The organism is Collinsella sp. AF08-23 (assembly GCF_003479805.1).
Classification (GTDB): domain Bacteria; phylum Actinomycetota; class Coriobacteriia; order Coriobacteriales; family Coriobacteriaceae; genus Collinsella.
Window position 1 is genome coordinate 61,062 of the sequence record NZ_QUHV01000008.1, and the last position, 18,118, is coordinate 79,179.

An 18,118-nucleotide genomic window follows, 5' to 3' on the forward strand; every position below is an offset into this window, starting at 1 on the left:
CTACTCAGCATCCTCGGTATCGCCGCCGAGAGGCGCATCATCAAGATCCACAACCTCGACAAGGCCTTCGAGGTCGTTGAACTCATCCTCGGCATCGTCATCCTCAATGCCCTCGAAGTCAAAGGCGTAACCCAGGATGCGTACCTCGTCGCCGTTCTTGCATCCCGCCTTGATAAGCGCATCGTCCACACCCATACGCGCCATACGGTGCTGGAGATAGATGATGGCCTCCTCGTTCTCCCAATCGGTCTGCACAACCATGCGCTCAACGTTGGTGCCGGTGACGCGCCAGGCACCCAGCTCCTCCTGCTCAACGTGGAACCGCTTGTCGCGGGCCTTACGAGCACGCTCCCACTTCTCATCATCAAACGCAGGAGCAGCTGCCTGCTCCTCGGCGAGGGCGCGACGCAGCTCACTCACGCGCTCACCGCAAGCGAGCATGAGCGTTTGAAGGCCAGCGCCGGTGAGGGCGGAGACCGCGAAGAACTCGTGCCCGTCGGCGAGCGCTGCCTGCTTGAGGGCCTGGACGCGATCTTGCATACCGCTCGCATCGCACTTATTGGCCACGACGATCTGCGGGCGATCCGCAAGCTCAGAGGCGTACCGGCGCAGCTCATCGTTGATAATGCGATAGTCCTCGAGCGGGTCGCGTCCCTCGTAGCTGCCCGTGATGTCGACCACATGCAAGATGAGCGCCGTACGTTCAACATGACGAAGGAACTGGTGACCCAGACCCTTGCCCTCGGCAGCGCCCTCGATGAGACCGGGGACGTCGGCAACCACGTAGGAATACTCGCCCGCGCGGACCATGCCGAGGTTCGGCACGAGCGTGGTGAACGGATAGTCGGCGATCTTAGGGCGGGCGGCGCTCATGCGGGCGATGAGGGAGGACTTACCAACACTCGGGAAACCCACGAGTGCGGCATCGGCCATGAGCTTCATCTCAAGTTCGATCCAGTGCTCGATGGCAGGCTCGCCCTTCTGGGCGAACGCGGGGGCACGGCGCGTGGAGGTGACGAAATGCGGGTTACCCAAGCCACCCGTGCCACCCGGGGCCACGATGACGCGCTCTCTATCATGCGTGAGGTCGGCTATCTCATAGCTCGCTTCCATCGTGCTGGGATCGAGCTCACGGATAACCGTACCCATGGGGACCTTCAGCACGAGGTCGCGACCATCGGCACCGTCCTTTTTGGAGCCCTTGCCGTGCGTGCCCGCCTCGGCGCGGAAGTGGTGCTTGAACCGATAATCGATAAGCGAGGAAAGCTGGGCATCGGCCTGGATGACGACGTCTCCGCCGTGACCGCCGTCGCCGCCGTCCGGGCCGCCCTTGGGCACAAACGCCTCGCGGCGGAACGACATGCAGCCCGCGCCGCCGTCGCCGCCCTTGACGTTGATGCGGCAAATGTCGGTGAACTGGGACATGATGCCCCTTCCTTGTAAGATCAATCGAATATAGCCACGCGCGTGCCAATGGGGACATACCCCTTTGGCACGCAGCGCATCAATGCATTCCATAGTAAAAGACTGCGCCACAAAGGCGTGCGTCCCCAATGGCAGAACTCGCGGGTACACATAAAAACAAGGCTCCCGCACCAAGCGAGAGCCTTGCTCAAGATGCAAATGCAAAAAGGGTGAATTACGCCTCGACGGCAGGGTACACGTTCACGCGATGCTTAAGACCCTTGGTGAACTTAACCTTGCCCTCGACAAGCGCGAAGAGGGTGTCGTCCTTACCACGGCCGACGTTCTCGCCGGGGTGGATGTGGGTGCCGTTCTGGCGGACGAGAACCTCGCCGGCCTTCACGGTCTGACCGTCAAAACGCTTGGTGCCCAGACGCTGGCCGCGGGAGTCGCGACCATTGCGGGAGGAACCGAGACCTTTTTTGTGTGCCATGTCAGGTACCTGCTCTCTAACTACTTACAAATGGTGCGTCTACTCGGCGACGGGAGCCTCGGGCTCCTCGACCTTGGTGGTCTTCTTGGCGGCACGGGAGGTGGCCTGGACCTTGGTGATCTTCAGCTTGGTGAGCTGCTGACGATGGCCCTTGAGACGGTGATAGCGCTTACGCTTGTGGAACTTGTAGACGAGCTGCTTCTCGCCCTTGAACTGCTCCAGGATCTCAGCAGTGACCTTAGCCTTGGCGAGCTTGGCAGGATCCGTGACGATCTTCTTGCCGTCGTTGAGGAAGATAACCTCGAGCTCGACCTTGGAACCGGTCTCGCCCTCGATCTTCTCGACGGTGATGACGTCATCGGTGGCGACTTTATACTGCTTGCCGCCAGTAGAAACGATTGCGTACATATTCTTGCCCTTCATGCATCAGTTGTGCAACAGTCGGATATGGTATCAGGTGGTTTGTGGCACGTCAACGGATTAATACAACGTTTTCCCTGCATATTCACAGGTTCGACAAAGCCTCCGCTGCACTACGCGCCGTAAGGCTCCCCTGTGGTGCCTCAAGCTCATGGCCTAGCGGGTGGACCTCACTCGCGTCGTCTATGCGGATACGCTGTGAGCAGCGCTCGACATTATACGACGAAATAGTCACGAGCTTCTGAATACCGGTGGAGACGATCTCCTCGTCGACGCCCGGCTCAAGCCCACGTAGCGCTTGATCGAGGGCGGCCACGATAATCTCGGGGCGAAGCGAGCCCTCGTTGTCGCAGCGTGTGTTGAGTTCGAGCCAGATGCGACCATCGGGCATAACGCGGTGGCTGCAGCCCTTGAGCAGATGGCGAACGTCCAGGGATTTGGTCTTCTTGCCTCGACGATACGGGATCTCGGCGCTTTGGTCATACCACCCAGAGAGGACCTGCGAGACCGCCTCGTCCGTCACGGAAAACCCGGGGTTGACGAAAACCTCAAGTAGGTAGTGGACTTCGTTGATCTCCGCTGTGAGCGCCGGGCGACGAAGCTCCACGTACGCCGCGCCAAGGGGACGCAGGTCGACGGGGGCAGCGCCCTGCAGGAGCTTCAGCGCGAACTCGGCGGGAACAAGCTCCGTCAGATACACGTCGAAATACTCGGCCGTGGAGGACGTGCCCACGGGCAGCGCGGAGGTGTAGGCGATGCGCATATGCGGCGAAAAGCCCTGGGTAACCGCATAGGGAAGCTTGGCGCGGCGCACGATCTGCTCGACGGTGTGGATCAACTCGAGATGCCCCAGATACTTGAGGCGCCCCAACTTGGGATAGGCCACGCGGAGGCGGAAAAGCGTGGGCTCGGATGCGTTCGTCATGCGCGCTCACCAACCAAGACGTTATCGGCTTTCAGGGTCGGGCACACACCGCAGCCCGTGCAGGACTCGCGCGTGCAGTCGGGCGTGGTGACGCCCTCGAGGGAGCGGCGATATTCGCGCAGGAGGAACCCGCGGGACACGCCGGGGCTCACATGCTCCCAGGGAAGGTGCCAATCGAGCTCGAAAGACTCTTTGGCGAGCGCCCTCAAGTCCATGCCGAGTTCGGCAGCCGCCTCCTCCCAGCGCTCGAGCTCGAACTGTTCGGTCCACGCGTCGAAGCGCTGGCCGCGCCTCCAGGCGCCTTCGATGAGGGGGGCGATATCACGCCCGCCGCGGCTCATGACCGCCTCGACGAGCGAGGTAGCGGCGTCATGGCAGTGGATGCGCACGGCACGGTTCTTGACCGAGTGGAACAACAATTGCTGGCGGCGCTTCACCTCTGCGTCGTCGAGCTGCGGGCACCACTGGAACGGGGTGTGGGCCTTGGGGATGAACACCGACACCGAGATGGAGACGGAGATGCCGCCACGCTGCTCCTTGGGGACGACCTCGCGCGCGATCTCGAGCGTGTGGTCGGCGAGCTCGGCGATGGCGACGATATCCTCGTCGGTCTCCCCCGGCAGCCCCATCATGAAGTACAGCTTGATGCGACGCCAGCCGGCCTCGAAGGCCGCGCGGGTGGCGCGCTCGAGGTCCTCCTCGGTCACGTTCTTGTTGATGATGTCGCGCATGCGCTGACTGCCCGCCTCCGGAGCGAAGGTGAGACCGCCCTTCTTCTCCCCCGCCACGGCGGCGGCCATGTCGACACCGAAGGAGTCGAGGCGCTGCGACGGCACGGAGATGGAGATGCCGGTATCGCCTAGTCGCCTGTTTAGGCGGTTCAAGATCTCGGCGCACTTGGAATGGTCGGTAGTGGAGAGGGAGTTGAGGGAGACCTCGTCGTAACCCATATGGGCGAGCCCGCCCGTCACGGCGGAGACCACCTGGTCGGCGGAGCGCTCGCGCACCGGGCGGTACGTCATGCCGGCCTGGCAGAAGCGGCACCCGCGGGCGCAGCCGCGCAGCACCTCGACGCACAGGCGGTCCTGGACGATCTGCATGTAGGGGACGACGGCCTGGGGCACGGGGTTGGTGGCGCCGAAGTCCTTGACCACGCGCTTGTAGACCACGGGCTGCACGTCCTCGCCCTCTCGCGGGACCGTGTAGCCGTGAGGCGAGCAGGGCTCGTCGTGGCGCACCTCGTAGAGGGAGGGGACGTAGACGCCGCCGATCTTCGAGAGCTCGCGGAGCATCTCGTGACGGGAGGCACCAGCGTCGCGCAGCTCGCGATGACGCTGACAGAACTCGACGATCTGCTCCTCGCCCTCGCCGATCATCATGCAGTCGAAAAACGGCGCGAGGGGCTCGGGGTTGTAAACGGACGGTCCGCCGCAGATGACGATGGGGTCGTCCTCGCCGCGGTCAGCCGCATGCAGCGGAATGCCGGCGAGGTCGAGGCCCTCGAGGTAGTTGGTGCAGGCCATCTCGTGCGGGACGTGGAAGCCCACCACGTCGAAGGATGCGATGGGCGCCGCGCCCTCAAGTGAGAGCAACGGGATGCCGGCGGCCCGCATCTCATCGGCCATGTCGACCCAAGGGATGTAACCGCGCTCGCAGGAAAGGCCCTCTGCCTCGTTGAGGTTACGGTACAGGATGGCAATGCCCTGGTTGGGCAGACCAACTTCATAGACATCCGGGTAGATGAGCGCACAGCGGTGCTCGGCCTCAGGCTTATACAGAGCACCCCATTCGTGGTTGATGTAGCGCGTGGGCTTCTCGACGCGTGCCAAAAGCGGCTCGAGCTCCGAGAAGCGGTTTTCGTAGGCAACGCGCACGGCGATGTCTCCTAACAGGTCGAAACGGATACACGGGTTCCGGTGTGTATCGGGCGTGGGTGCCATTTGGGCACGCCCGACCACATCTCCGGTCGCAGGGGCTTACGCCCGCACGGGGTCCTGGCGGGCGACGACAAGGCCCTTCATACGCCCCACGGCTCCAGATACGGCGTCGTTCAAGCGCGAATAGTCCACATCGCGCTCGTACAGGATGCAAAGCGCACGGCCGATGCCGTAGGTACCCAGGCCGCCCACCATCGCCTTGACCAAAAAGCTCGCATGCCCTGCCTGTCTGACCAGCACGCGTGTGCCGGCACGCATCGCCAAAGCCGCCATCAGGATACCGGCGGCTTCATACGCCCGCTCAAATCGCATCGGCTTACCGAAAATCGCGGCAAGTTGCAGCATCATGCCCATCTGCGCGACCGTCATGACGGGAAAATCGGCCCCGGGCATGAAGAACAAGGCGCCCGTGGCAAGGTTGCCGAGCGAAGCGGACGCGATAACGCGATTCGCCGCCGCGATACGCATGAACGGGAAGTTCGCGGCGAACGCACTCTGCTTCTCGGTACGCTCGAGGATCCAACGCGCGAGCGTATCGAGCAGATACGTCTTATCGGTGGCGGCGATCAGGCCGAGCATGCGTGTGTCATGGCGAATGAACGGAACTTCGACGCTTGATTCCGAAAGCACCACGACCGGCGCACCACAGACCACAAGCTCCTGCACATGCTCCTGAAGACGCACGCTGCCGCACGAAAGAACAATCGACACGTCGGTGTCATCTTTGGCCGACGCAGGCGCCTCACCCAGGCGCTCCACGCGCACGAGCGCGGAGGTGGTCTGTGGAACAAACGCCTCCCGGATCGCGTCAATCAGGAACGGAGTCGCGGTTGCATCAACGAACACCGCGACGCGCACAGAAACATCTGCCTCTCCGCGAACGGAGGCACCGAGCTTGACCGTATTCAAGATCGAATCGATGGGAATACCCATAGAAACCTACTTTCTTTCAGCGGCAAAAGTCCGAAGCTAACGGGCCTTGCCGCGTGAGCGCCAGATGGACTGGACGATGCCGAACGCGGCGCACTGCATCAGCATGGACGATGAGCCGAAGCTGATGAAGGGCAAGGGAATGCCGGTGATGGGCATGAGCCCAATGCACATCCCCACCTCCTCCAAGAGCTGAAACGTCCACATGCCCACGATGCCGATGCAGGCAAGTTGCAAGAACAATGAATCCGACTGATGGGCGATGCGAATGGTGCCGAAGATGAGCAAGGCGAAGAACGCAAGCAGGACGAGCGCCCCCGCGAAGCCGAACACCTCGGAGAGCAGGGCGAAGATGAAATCGGTATGCGCCTCGGGCAAAAAACCCGCGCCGGATTGCGAGGCGTTGCCGATGCCCTTGCCAAAGAAGCCCCCCGAACCCACGGCGATCATCGATTGCAAGAGGTTATACCCAGACTGGCTCGTATCGGATTCCGGATTGATGAACACCAGCAGGCGATTCATCTGATACTGCTTGAGCAGCACGTCCTTGCCGAGCATGCTATCGAGAACCGAGTCGAGCGCGAGCAAAAGCGAAACGGCTCCGACCAATAGAGCAATCGTGCAAAGCCCCCACTCTTTCTTCGGTCCACTCATCATGATGATGCACGCCCCGGAGAAGAACACGACCAAACCACTGCCCAAGTCGCCGGCGACGACGGCGGCCCCAAAGGGTATGGCGAGCATGCCGCAGAGCTTAGCGTACTCGCGCACGCTGTCGATACGCCCGTTGTACTGCGCACCGAGGGACGCCATGAAAAAGATCGTGATGATCTTGGCGAGCTCGACCGGCTGGAAGGTCAACCCAATGAGCGGAATCTTGATCCAACCCGTCATGCCTTTGGCGTTGTACGACAAGCCGGGGATATAGGGGCTGAACAGCACGATGAGGTCGACCACGAGCAAGATGGTGGTCATGCCCGCCAGGCCGGAAAAGTCCGAACGCCAGCAGAGGAACGCGAGGATGGCACCCAAGCCGATGCCCACCAATTGGCGCGTAAACGACGCTTCGGCGATGGTGAGCGATGCGGTCCAAATCACGAGTGAGCCATACGCCAGCAGGCAAAGCCATGCAACCAGTACGGGGACATTGACCTTTTGACGAAAGCCGCCCCTATCGGAGCTCATGTGCTTATTAACACGCGAAAGGGAATCGAGGGCCAAAAGAATCACCTACCTCGTGCTGTCGCCGGCCGTGTAGGCGGCGTCGTCGGGGGAATCGTACAGGGCTCCCAAGACTGTGCGAACGGCCGGCATGGCACACGTCGAGCCAAATCCACCACGCTCAAGCATCGCGCACACCACGTACTTGGGATCGTCGAAGGGGGCATACGCGATGAACCAGCCGTATGGATCCTCGCCGTCCTTCTCGCCCGTGCCGGACTTGCCGGCGACCTGGACGGGAAGGTTGGTGAAGTGGGCGGCGGTCACCGCGGATTCCTCATAAATCATCGAATGGACGCCGCGGTACGCCACATCCAGCGCCCCGGCCGTCGAGATCTCGGCCGTCAGCCGCTTCTTTGGCTCATACGTGTACGCATCGCCCTCGCCGTCGCGCGCGACGGCGGAGAGCAGGACATGGGGGGTCCACTCCACGCCACCCATGGCGAGACCACAGTACGCGGTGGCCATCTGCAGCGGAGTGACGAGGATATCGCCCTGGCCAATGGCGATGTTGGTCATATCACCGGCGTTCCATGCACGCTGGTCGGCACTCCAATCCTTGCGGTACTCCTCTTTCCAAGCAGAATCGGGCACACGCCCCTCGGCTTCGGAGGGGAGGTCGATACCCGTCTTGGCACCAAGACCCCAGCGGCGGTACATTTCCTGCAGGCCCTCTGGATTTTTCTCACTGTAGAAGAAGTTCTTGCCCAGATCGTAAAAGACCACGTCACACGAATCGCGGATTCCCGTCTCAAGGTTGCGCGTGCCATGGCCTGTCTCGAGCCAGCACTTCTTGCCCCATGCCTCGCCCAAGCCGGTCCACCAGCCGGTGCAATTGGAAGACATGTCGGCCGTGTACACGCCGTACTCCATGCCCGCAAGCGAGGTAAAGGGCTTGATGGTGGAGGCTGACATATACAAACCGCCAATTACACGGTTGAGCAGCGGATGATCGCCCTCGTCGTCATTCAGCTCATTCCATGTATCTGATGACACGCCACCGACGAACACCGAGGGATCGAAGGTAGGGGCACTCGCGAGCCCCAAGATCTCGCCGTTCGTGCAATCCATGCACACGCACGCCCCACACGTGGGCTCATAGCCGGTCTGCTCGGCGACTTCCATACCGAGCTTGAGGCCCTCCTCACACGCACGCTGGATCTTAAGATCGATGGTGAGCTTGATGTCGCTGCCTGCCTTTGCCGGCACGGCGCCCGCCTGCCCGGTAACGTTGCCATCGGCATCGACCTTGACCGTCTGTTCGCCGCGAATGCCCTGCAGCAGGCTCTCGTAATAATACTCAACACCCGCCTGCCCCACGATGTCGCCCGACTGGTAATCGATGGAGCCGGCTCGCACCTCATCCGAAAGGTTCTCCTGCGCATCGAGCTGCTCTTGCGTGACTGTTCCGGTGTAGCCCACCACGTGACATGCGAGCGTACCGTTGGGATACGAACGCTCGGTGCGCTCCGCCACGCTCACACCGGGAAACTGATCGATGTGCTCAACGACGTAGGCAATAGTGGAACGACGAACGTCGCTCGCGATGGTGTGGGGGCTCTGGGCACCCTCGGTGTTGTCCTGGATGTTGCGGAGTACGGCCATATAGGGCATGCCCAGCACGTTGGCAAGATGACGAACGACCACCGTGTTCTCGGCAAGATCGCGATACGCCACAAGCGCAAGCGAAGCGCGATTGTCCACAATGGCCTCACCGTTGCGATCGAGGATGCGTCCGCGCGGAGCGGGCGTGGTAACCGTGCGCGTCTGATTTTGCTCCGCGAGCTTGTCATAATGGTCGGCGGAGACCATCTGCATGCTCCACAGCTTGGCGATGATAGCGGCGAAAACCGCACCGACACCCGCGGTGAGCAGTTTGAAGCGTCCATTCGACTTCGTGCCGGACGTACTGCCCTCACCCTCGGTGGCGCGCGGTCGGGTACCGTTGGCGGTATCAAAGGTGAACTTACCGGAATAGCCCTTGAGGAAGAGCAGCGATCCAATGATGGCGACGACGAGGATAACGCCGGCGATGATAACGATGAGCTGCGCGTCCATACTCATCTACCTCAAGCTCTTATAGCGCTTGCCGGCGTACGACAGGCCGCGTGCACCACGTCCGCCTTTGCCGTGGCCGCCGGACGACCGGCCCCCGAGCATAAGGAAGGGCACGCACGCGAGGAGATCAAGCACGCTGGAGACCATACCCTCCACGCCAATGGAGAGGAGTAGATTGGTCTCGACGCCCATGAGGAACAGGCCGAGCGCGTACACGACGTTCACCACGACGACGGCCAGGACGACGGCGCGGATCGTCTCCATGCCAAAGCCCGAAGACAAACCGCGCGACATGAGAGCAACAGCGTATCCCGTGATTGCCAAGAGCAGCGCCATGAAACCGATGGGAGACGAGGTTGTCAGGTCATAGAAGAGACCGGAAAAGAAACCTATGTACACAAGCGAACGGGAATCTCCCGAAATCGCCAGTGAGACCGTGAGCGCGAGCATGAAATTGAACCGTCCCCCAAACAGGGAGACCTGCGGGGCGATGGCGAGGTGAAGCACGGCGCAGGCGGCGATCGTGGCGATGAGGGCCGAGCGCGTGCGACCCGAGTTGTTGAGTTCGAGTGCCATATCCCTCCCCTATTCCGTCGTATTCGAAGATTCGGATTCGGAATCTCCAGAGTCCTGGCCATCGGAGGAGTCCGAGCCGCCTTGGGGTGAAGCGTTCGCAGTGGCGACGTCGTCCTCCGACGCGATCTGGTCCTCGCCAACCGACGTGATGACCAAGACCTCCTCGTTGTTTTCCGCCGAAGAAAGCGCACGTACCACGATGGTGTAGTACACCGCATTGGCATCGCGATCGATGGACGCAACGGTGCCGAGAGGCAGCCCTTTGGGGAACGTGCCGCCAATGCCCGACGTGATGATGATGTCACCGGTGGACACCTCGGCGTCGGCGACCACATACTGCAGCCGAAGCGTACCATCGGCCTGGCCCTGCAACATACCCTGGGCACGAGAGCTTTGGATCATGGCAGAGATCCCCGACTGCTCATCGGTAATGAGCCGGACTGTGGAGGTGTTTGCGGAGACCTCGATGATCTGACCGATCACCCCGCCGGAGCTGCAGACGGGCATTCCCACTTCAAAGCCTGAGTTAGAACCTTTGTCGATCACGACCGCATTGCTCCATGCGTCGCCGGTGGACCCGATGATACGAGCCGCCGTAGACTCAAGGCTGTACGTGGACTGGAGGCCGACGAGCTTTTCCAGACGCTCTGCCGTCTCTTGAGCCTCGGAAAGTTCAGCGATTCTTGCAGTGAGCTCCTCATTTTGCTTCTTGAGTTCAGAGAGCGTGTCGGAGGAAGCAGTCGCGTTTTGCGTGATATTGCCAAGGGCGTTGAAGGGAGAGGCGATGGCGCTGCCGAGCATGCGCACGGGAGAAGTGACCGTCATCGCGGCGCCACGAAGCGCATGGATGGGGCCCTCGCTGCCCTCACGCAGGTAAAACGTAAGCAAGAGGAGCGAGATGACGCATAAAACAATCAACGGGCGACCACCCGTTGATTGTCGTGAGCTATGTACATTTGAGGAGTACTTGGGTTTATGTGCCACAAGCCACCCTTTCCTTGCAACTAGGCGTTGCTTTGAACAAAACCGCCATCAAATGCGTTGGCCTCGAGGACGCGGGCACAGCCGTTCACGACGTTGTCGAGGGCTGTGGGGCTCACGTTAACCGCGACGCCGGTCTCGTCACGCAGACGCACGTCGAGACCGCGGAGCATGGCACCGCCACCCGTGAGCAGGATGCCGTAGTACATAAGGTCCGAGGCGAGATCAGGCGGCGTGGCGTCAAGCGCGTCCTTAACGGCCTTAGTCATCTCGTCGAGCGGCTTGTTGAGCGCGCGGCGGATCTCTTCGCTCTCAATACGGACCGTCTTGGGAAGACCGCTGATGACATCGCGGCCATTGACCTCGACATCGAGCTCGTCTTTAAGCGGGACGGCGGAACCGACCTTGATCTTGATGTCCTCTGCGGTACGCTCGCCGATAGCGAGATTATAGGCGTCGCGGACGTGTTGCAAGATAGCCTGGTCGAACTCGTCACCGGCGATGCGGATAGATTGGGAGACAACGATGCCGCCCATGGCGATGACGGCGACCTCGGTGGTACCACCGCCGATATCGATGACCATGGAACCCGTAGGCTCCTCGACGGGCAAATCGGCGCCGATGGCGGCAGCCATAGGCTCTTCGATAAGATACGCCTGACGGGCACCGGCCTGGATGGTCGCCTCAAAGACAGCGCGCTTCTCGACAGAGGTGACGCCCGAGGGGACGCACACGACCACGCGGGGGCGCGGAGTCCAGGGGTAGCGCTTTTCACTCGCCTTGTCGATGAAGTAGCGCAGCATGGCCTCGGTCACATCGAAGTCGGCAATGACACCATCCTTGAGCGGACGGACTGCCACGATGTTACCGGGGGTACGACCGAGCATGCGCTTCGCCTCGATACCGACGGCGAGAATACGCTCATCGTTCTTATCGATGGCAACCACGGAAGGCTCGCGGATGACGATGCCCTTGCCACGCACCGAGACGAGCGTGTTGGCCGTACCGAGGTCGATCGCCAGATCCCCGTCGTACTGACCGAAAAACATGTCCATCAAAGAAAACAAGTCTGCTCCTACGTCAAACCCTTGCGTGCACGTATGGCAAAAGTGTACCGTGCGTCCCCATCCGCCACGAGACGTGCATGAGGAACGCACGGCTTACACACTTCTAGTCGGTGGAGGTCTCCGTGTTGAAGTCGGTGGAGACGCTCGAAACGGCCCAGCCCAGGCCCTCACGAACGAATCCGACCTCGTACGTCATATCCCCGCCGTTCTTGAGTGCGACCTTGACCGTGGCGGTGGCCTCACTCATGCCAGCGTCCATGCCCTCGATGGTGGGCGTGGCATCCAGCGGAATGGAAGCGGTGATGATGGACTTCTGGCTCTCGTCAAGTCCGGAGGCAAGATACTCGCTGGCATCGGATCCGTCGGTCGCGGCCTGGAACAGGCCGGTCAGCACATCTTGTTGCGAGGGGAAACCGAAACCGCGCGTGTACGCGAAAGCAGCGCCGCCGCCAGCGATAAGGAGAACGACGAGCAATGCGATGAAGACCTTGAGGCCCGTGTGACGGCGCTTGCGGCGCACCTTGGTCTCGACGCGGTCCTGCTGGACCATCTCCTGCTCGGAGAGCGTGAAGAAACCGGTATCGGATGGATCGGGCATGAAGCTGCCGGACTGGCCGAGCGGGTCGAGCGGGTCGATGTCGGTGCTGTACGCATTCGTGGTCGCGACCATGGCAGAAGAGGCGGATAGCGTGTCACGAGCGCGCTCGTAGGCATCTGCCTGCTCGGGCGTGAGCTGATAGATGCCGTCGACGGTGGCGGTGCCAAAAGCATCCACAGCGTCGCTGAAGCGGTTGGCGGCCACATACGCCTGACCGAGACCGGCGCTGATGGCACGGGTGTCGTCACGTGGACCGGCGAAATCAAGGGCGGTACGATACGACTCGATGGCGTCTTCCGGACGCTGAAGCGCGACGAAGCAGTCCCCAAGGTTCGCAAGGGCACCGGCGGGAGCGGGGTTGGCTCCGTCAATGGCGGCCTGACGATAGGCAACGCCCGCCTCGGTGAGGTTGCCGAGCTTCTTCAGGGCGTCACCGAGTCCGAGATACGCCTTGTAAGGTGTGGCGTAGCTGGCATCTTGCGTCGCGGCGGAGAAGGCAGACACGGCGGAGCGAATATCGCCCGAGGCGACGAGCGCCTTGCCCTGGTTGGTAAGCAGAGCGCCCCGCTTGCCGTAGGCACCGTCCTGCAGGGCCGCGCCGTACGCCTCGACAGCTTCGGCATAACGGCCAAGGCGCATGAGCGAGTTGCCGCGCAGGTGATCTGCCTCGCCTGCGAGCTCAGAGGGGTCTTTTGCGGCGGCGAACAACTGCGCAGCGGAGGCGAAATCCCCCGTACGATATGCGTTGCGCGCCTGTTCAAGAGCTTGGATGTTCACGAATGCTCCTCTTTGACGAGCGGATGGTGTCGGACGGCCCGAATGCGGGCAATTGGACGCTATGCCCCGTGGACGATATCGACCTTCACGATCTCATCGCCTGCGCGAAGTGCGCCGATAACGTCCTTGCCTTCGACGGTGGCACCGAAAACCGTGTACCCGGAATCGAGGTTGTGCTGCGGACCAAGGCAGAAATAGAACTGGGAACCAGCGGAGTTGGGATCCATGGATCGAGCCATGGCGAGCGCGCCGTCTTCATGGCTGTTGCGCGGATTGGTGGAGAACTCCTCCTGGATGCACCAGCCGGGACCGCCCGTGCCAGGCTGGCCATCGGGACCAGCTTGACCGGCGGCAACCTGCTCACAGGTCATGTCACGCGTGTTGGGACAGCCGCCCTGGATCACGAAGCCCGGAACGTAGCGGTGAAACTTGAGACCATCATAGAATCCCATGGTGGCGAGCTCGCAAAAATTGGCCACATGAATAGGGGCTCCATCACTGTCGAGCTTTACGCGGATGGTACCCTTGCCAGTCTCGATCACGGCGACCTCATCGCCTGCGATCTGATACTCGGGGGTACGGGTCTTCCTATGGAACATGGGTGTCCTCCCCTGTCATCGTTGCATACAGGGAATATCATACCACGCACCGCACCTGACGAGCTGGGTGCTTTATTTCTCTACCGGCTTCCAGGCGTTCACGTTTTCCTCGAACTGCACGACGTCGACCGCCTTGCCGTTAACTTTCTCGACACCGCGCAGCGGAGCCAAGATCTCATCCTGGTGGTCGGCGGGACGCTCGCCATCGGGTAGTGCCAGATTGATATCCCAAGAACGGCACAGGACGTCCACGCGGTTATACGTCCAGGTTGCGAGCTGCTTGAGATGATCGACGTCCTCACTATACGCGGTGTCCTCGGCCAGCTCGAGCCCATCGAGCTCATCAAGGATCGCCTGAATGGAGTCGCGCAAATCATATGCACCCTGCGCCGCAGTCTGCCTCGTGGCAAGATCCTTTGCGAGGTATTGCCCGTTATACGTGTCGACAACGGGCCCGATCTCATCTTGGAACGCGATGATCTGGGCATATATGGCACTCAGCCGCTGAAAGGCCTCTGCCTCCGAGACCGTGGAATCGCTGACCTGCTCCTGACCGTCCTCGTCGCCCTCATCCGACTCCTGGGCATCCGCAGCTTCTGCGTCCTCGTCCTGGGATACCTGACGGCTCGGGAACATGTCGCTCGCGGCGCGGTCGAAGGACTCATAGAACCCAGGCATGACGCCCATGGGATCGGTCGCGACGAACCACGCGCCACCGGCGACGAGCACGAGCATGGCCACGAGAGCGATCCAGCGCCCACGCCGAGGTCTGCCATACGGGTCGTCCCCCTCCACAGCCTCCACCTCATCGAGCGGTAAAGCCTTGCGCACGGCGGCACGAGGTGCCGACGCACCAGAGGCGGCCTGCGCGCCCGCGATGTCATCGAGACTCATCACGCTCGTCGCCTCAGAGTCGAACGGCTGCGCGAGCACATCGGGAATGCCCGCACCCGTAGGAGCTGGAACGGCCTCCGCGATCATCTCGGACGTCACACGCGGAAAACTCGCGGTTTTACCCGCGGCGAGGTCGGAGGCGGCTGAATTCTGCGAGAGGATGCCCGGTGCCGGTCGCCCGCATTTAGGGCATGTGCGGTCCTGAGGATTCAACCGGGCGCCACAGCCCTCGCAAAAAATGAACTCGGAGACGGAAGAGGAAGCGGGTACCGAAAGGTCGGCGCCGCACGCAGGGCACATGTTCGACCCGTCCTTGACGGTGGCGTTGCAGATGGGGCAGATCACTGGTCCTTCTTCCGGGTGGTCTTGGGCATCTTCACGCGGATGCCGCCGTTTGCCTGTTCTACACGATACCGCTTTTTCCGGACAGAAGGACTGCCACCGGACACCCTCACGCGGTCACGACGAGCAGGGCTCCCCGTATGCCGCGCTCGAGATGCGGGCTCGACGCCCTCCTCGGCATGTTCCTCGGCACGGACGAGCTCACGCATCGCCGCGCGCTTCTGCGCCCGAGACCGCACCTCCGCCGCAACGCGACGCAGCGAGCTCCCCGTCGAGCTCACGTGCCTGGATCGGGATGCGCCCCCACGCCGTACGCTCACGCGCACACCGCGACCAAAACCAGTCGCGAGCCGCGTGGTGCGCTCTGGCGAGCGCTCCATGAGATCGGCCAGACGGTAGAAGATACCGCAGCCAAGGATGGAGAAGACCACGGTGAGAACGGCGCTCCACACCGTGAGCCGCGCGATGGAGAAAAAGTTGGGAAACACGACCACGCCCACGGCGATCCCGGCGGAGACGAACGTGAACAATAGACGGCGCAGCAGAGTGAACGGCACCGATATGCGCCAGATAAGGCAAAGACCCACCGAGCAGGTGGTGATGACGCACATGGTGGAGAGCAAACCCTGTTCAAAGCCGAACGTTCGGGAAGACAAGATGCAAAGCAACGAGGTGACGAGTACACCCACAGCCGCGGGAAGGGCCTTCTTGAGCACATTGACGAGGAAGCTTCCGCGCACGCGCGACCGATTGGGCTCGAGCGCAAGCACGAAGCTGGGGAACCCGATGCAGAAGAAGTTGATGAGCGTCATGGTGATGGGCTGGAACGGATACGGCGGAGCGATGACGCACATGGCCGCAAGACCCATGGAGAAGAGCGTCTTCGTAAGGAAGAGCGCCGCGGAGCGCTGCAGGTTATTAATGGAGCGACGCCCTTCCGCAACCACGGCGGGCATGGCAGCGAAGTCGTTGTCAACGAGCACGATCTCGGCGACGTTGCGAGCAGCGTCGGATCCAGCGGCCATCGCCACCGAGCAATCGGCCTCCTTGAGGGCCAGCACGTCGTTCACGCCATCGCCCGTCATGGCGACGGTGTGACCACGCCGCTGCAGGGCGACCACGAGCTCGCGCTTTTGCTGCGGGGTCACGCGGCCGAAGACGTGATAGCGGTCGACGGCGGCATCGAGCTTGGCGGACGTGTCGAGCGTCGTTGCATCCACAAACGCCTCGGCGCCAGGGATGCCGACCACGCGTGCAATGGACGAAACGGTGCGCGGATCGTCGCCGGAGATGACATTCAAGGTCACGCCCTGCTCGCAGAAGTACCGTATGGTCTCGGCTGCGGAGGAACGGATCTCATCGCGAATGGTGACGAAGCCCAAAGAACGGGCCTCTCCGATCATGTCGCCTTCGTCGGTGAAGCCGTCCACGCGCGCCACCACAAGCACGCGACAGCTCGAGGCAAGCCGGCTGACGGCAGGCTCAAAACGCGAAAAGTCCCCGGACGCCAAAACGAACTGAGCAGCGCCCATCACGTACGAAAGCTCCTGGTCCCCCACCACCAACGTGGCTCCACTCCACTTTTTGGCAGAGGAGAACGCCACAGTGCGAACGGCCCGCGGCACCGCGGTCTCATCGGCGTAGCGCGCAAGGATCGCCGTGCAGGTCTCGTTCGCATCTGCCGAGGTCGCACGAGCGATACCGGACAGCGCGCAATCGAGGGCGGCGATACGCTCGGCATCGGGCGACGCCCCTGCCGGGAGCTTGGCGCCATCTTCGCGCGAGCAGGCGACGACCGATCCATCGGACTCGGCGAGGTACGTACCCTCGACCTCCATTCGGCCGGAAGTGATGGTACCCGTCTTGTCCAGGCAAAGCACGTCCACGCGCGCCAGCGTCTCGATGCAGTAGAGCTGTTGGGCAAGCACCTTGCGCCTGGCCAGTCGAATGGTGGCAATGGCGAGGACAGACGAGGTGAGCAGCACGAGCCCCTGCGGAATCATGCCGAGCAAGGCGCCGACCGTGGAGAGGATCGCCGCCGAGATGGCGCTCCAGGACTCACCAGACGTAAGCCAGCCCATAATGGTCGAGAAGGAATTCGGGTCAAGGGCGCACCAGGCACGATATGCACTATTCGCACTCGCACAGAACAACGCGATGCCAATTGGGACCATGAACACACTCGCGAACCGAACGATGGCGTTGAGCGCGTTCATGATCTCGGAGTTGACCTTCTTCACGTACTTCGCCTCATTGTTGATGCGCGCCACGTAGTTGTCGGCACCGACGTGGATCACACGCGCCACCACCAGGCCCGCATCGATGAAGCTTCCACTCATGAGCTCGTCACCCGAGCGTTTATGGATGGGATTGCTCTCACCGGTGAGAAGGCTCTCGTTGACGTGACACTCCCCCTCGACCACTACGGCGTCGGCGGGAATCTGGTCGCCGCGCCCGAGGCGAATGACGTCGTCGAGAACAATCTGGTCCAAGTCGAGTTCGACGAGTGCACCGTCACGCAGGGCCGTGGCTTTTTTTGAGGCAAGCAACGTGAGCTTGTCGACCATGCGCTTGGATCGGAGCGCCTGCACCACGCCGATTCCCGTGTTAAGGAAGACGATGCCCAAAAACGTCAGGTTCTTCCACGCGCCCGTGATGATGACGAGTGCCGCCAGGATGACGTTGATGAGGTTGAACAGGGTGCAGATGTTCTCGATGAGAAGCTCTTTGACGGATTTGGTCTTGAGCTCCGTGTTGACGTTCACCTTTCCCGCTGCGATGCGCTCCTCGACTTCGGACGCGGTGAGCCCGCGCTCGCCAAAGGGGTTTTGGGCGTCCATGGTGTTCATACGCTCCCATCGCTTCGTTCGTCGCGGAGGCGACTCATATGACGAAG

Annotated in this window: 15 protein-coding genes; all 15 read right to left on the minus strand. The window is 61.8% G+C overall.

All coding sequences use genetic code 11. From position 1 onward, the window contains the following. On the minus strand, nt 1-1,425 hold the full coding sequence (gene obgE / locus DWV48_RS05885; RefSeq protein ID WP_118653898.1) for a GTPase ObgE: 1,425 nt from the start codon (nt 1,423-1,425) through the stop codon (nt 1-3). Between the two features lie 214 nt (nt 1,426-1,639). Next, the gene (gene rpmA, locus DWV48_RS05890; RefSeq protein ID WP_006721167.1) at nt 1,640-1,897 is read right to left on the minus strand and encodes a 50S ribosomal protein L27; all 258 of its coding nucleotides are present in this window, start codon (nt 1,895-1,897) and stop codon (nt 1,640-1,642) included. Nucleotides 1,898-1,936: 39 nt separating this feature from the next. Continuing rightward, nucleotides 1,937-2,305 carry a 50S ribosomal protein L21 gene (gene rplU / locus DWV48_RS05895; protein ID WP_118653899.1) on the minus strand — a complete coding sequence of 123 codons (369 nt, stop codon included), beginning with the start codon at nt 2,303-2,305 and terminating at the stop codon, nt 1,937-1,939. 97 nt (nt 2,306-2,402) lie between these two features. After that, nucleotides 2,403-3,242, minus strand: coding sequence for a TIGR03936 family radical SAM-associated protein (locus tag DWV48_RS05900; protein WP_118653900.1), 840 nt, complete (start codon nt 3,240-3,242; stop codon nt 2,403-2,405). Next, nucleotides 3,239-5,116, minus strand: coding sequence for a TIGR03960 family B12-binding radical SAM protein (locus DWV48_RS05905; RefSeq protein WP_118653901.1), 1,878 nt, complete (start codon nt 5,114-5,116; stop codon nt 3,239-3,241). The genes DWV48_RS05900 and DWV48_RS05905 overlap by 4 nt, the downstream gene beginning before the upstream one ends. Nucleotides 5,117-5,218: 102 nt before the next feature. Then, entirely contained in the window at nt 5,219-6,112 is an 894-nt protein-coding gene (locus DWV48_RS05910; protein ID WP_199588908.1) for a hypothetical protein, read from the minus strand. Between the two features lie 36 nt (nt 6,113-6,148). After that, a complete protein-coding gene (locus DWV48_RS05915) occupies nt 6,149-7,294 on the minus strand; it encodes an FtsW/RodA/SpoVE family cell cycle protein (RefSeq protein ID WP_118653941.1) in 1,146 nt (381 codons plus the stop codon). A 45-nt stretch (nt 7,295-7,339) separates the two neighbouring features. After that, nucleotides 7,340-9,388, minus strand: a complete 2,049-nt coding sequence (mrdA, locus tag DWV48_RS05920; protein WP_118653942.1) for a penicillin-binding protein 2 — start codon at nt 9,386-9,388, stop codon at nt 7,340-7,342. A gap of 6 nt (nt 9,389-9,394) precedes the next feature. After that, nucleotides 9,395-9,964, minus strand: a complete 570-nt coding sequence (gene mreD / locus DWV48_RS05925; RefSeq protein ID WP_118653902.1) for a rod shape-determining protein MreD — start codon at nt 9,962-9,964, stop codon at nt 9,395-9,397. Nucleotides 9,965-9,973: 9 nt separating this feature from the next. Beyond that, nucleotides 9,974-10,948, minus strand: coding sequence for a rod shape-determining protein MreC (gene mreC / locus DWV48_RS05930; RefSeq protein ID WP_255413661.1), 975 nt, complete (start codon nt 10,946-10,948; stop codon nt 9,974-9,976). A gap of 20 nt (nt 10,949-10,968) precedes the next feature. Then, the gene (locus DWV48_RS05935; protein ID WP_006721158.1) at nt 10,969-12,000 is read right to left on the minus strand and encodes a rod shape-determining protein; all 1,032 of its coding nucleotides are present in this window, start codon (nt 11,998-12,000) and stop codon (nt 10,969-10,971) included. A gap of 115 nt (nt 12,001-12,115) precedes the next feature. After that, nucleotides 12,116-13,387 carry a tetratricopeptide repeat protein gene (locus DWV48_RS05940; protein ID WP_118653904.1) on the minus strand — a complete coding sequence of 424 codons (1,272 nt, stop codon included), beginning with the start codon at nt 13,385-13,387 and terminating at the stop codon, nt 12,116-12,118. Between the two features lie 59 nt (nt 13,388-13,446). Further along, nucleotides 13,447-13,986, minus strand: coding sequence for a peptidylprolyl isomerase (locus tag DWV48_RS05945; protein WP_118653905.1), 540 nt, complete (start codon nt 13,984-13,986; stop codon nt 13,447-13,449). A gap of 72 nt (nt 13,987-14,058) precedes the next feature. Further along, a complete protein-coding gene (locus DWV48_RS05950; protein ID WP_118653906.1) occupies nt 14,059-15,225 on the minus strand; it encodes a zinc ribbon domain-containing protein in 1,167 nt (388 codons plus the stop codon). Continuing rightward, entirely contained in the window at nt 15,222-18,062 is a 2,841-nt protein-coding gene (locus tag DWV48_RS05955; protein ID WP_118653943.1) for an HAD-IC family P-type ATPase, read from the minus strand. The genes DWV48_RS05950 and DWV48_RS05955 overlap by 4 nt, the downstream gene beginning before the upstream one ends. Between the last annotated feature and the right edge of the window lie 56 nt (nt 18,063-18,118).